At 60.2% G+C, this 1,074-nt stretch carries 2 protein-coding genes; both read right to left on the reverse strand.

The window, feature by feature from the left end; translation table 11 throughout:
- Window positions 1-711 (reverse strand): phospho-N-acetylmuramoyl-pentapeptide-transferase (gene mraY, locus ACR0C6_RS21350; protein WP_480621115.1); only part of this gene is annotated, 711 nt, incomplete at its 3' end.
- A gap of 36 nt (window positions 712-747) precedes the next feature.
- On the reverse strand, window positions 748-1,074 hold a 327-nt coding region (locus tag ACR0C6_RS21355), incomplete at its 5' end, for a glutamate ligase domain-containing protein (RefSeq protein ID WP_480621116.1).

Here is a 1,074-nt window from a genome sequence, read left to right on the forward strand (position 1 = left end):
ACCGGTGCCCGGCACGTAATGCACGTCGAGATATTCGGTAAAGTCGACGCGGCCCACCGCATAGGCAATCACGCCCAGCGTCGAGGCGGCGATCATCGCTGGCATGATGGCCAGCCCGTCCAGACCGTCGGTCAGGTTTACTGCGTTGGCGGCCCCTACGATCACGACAATCGCAAACGGAATATAGAAGATGCCCAGATTGACCAGCGTGTCCTTGAACACCGGCACGGCCAGCTGGTTCTGCAACGCTTCGGGGTGGTGCAACGTCGCCCAAAGCGAAGCCAGCACGGCAATAATCACGCCCAATGCGAGGCGCATCCGCCCCGGTACGCCCTTGGTGTTCTGTTTCGACACCTTGGCATAGTCATCCGCGAATCCGATGGCCGCATAAGACAGGGTCACGAAAAGCACCATCCAGACATAAGGGTTATCCAGACGCGCCCAGACAAGGGTCGAGGTCACAAGAGCCCCGACAATCAGCAAACCGCCCATTGTTGGCGTGCCTGCCTTGGAAAAATGCCCCTCGGGGCCATCATTGCGGATCGGCTGGCCCTTGCCCTGCTTTCTGCGCAGTACGTTGATCAGCGGTTTTCCGAAGATGAACCCAAAGATCAGTGCCGTCATGAAGGCACCGCCTGCGCGGAAGGTGATATACCGGAAGAGGTTCCAGAAATCCCCGCCATCCGACAGGGCGGTCAACCAGTACAGCATGACAATACCTTTCTCACACGAGGCGCATGGGCGTGATCACCCATCAAGCGCGCCCCCTTGCCCCATTTTGCGCAGACCGTCAACAATCGAGGCCAATCCCATGCTGAGAGAGCCCTTGGCCAGCACAGTATCGCCGTCCCTGACCAGCGAAGGCAACCGGTCGGCCATCTCGGTGCTGGTTTCAGACCAGAGGCCGCGTTTCGCCGGAGGCAGCGCGTGGTGCAGTGCCCGCATCAACGGGCCGATACAATGCACCTGATCGACATGCGCCATCGCATTGGCATCGGCCATGGCGGCGTGCATCGCCTCTTCCTGCGTGCCGAGCTCTTTCATGTCGCCCAGAAAGGCGATGCGGCGTTTGCC

The sequence above is a fragment of the Ruegeria sp. AL12 genome, from assembly GCF_056540885.1.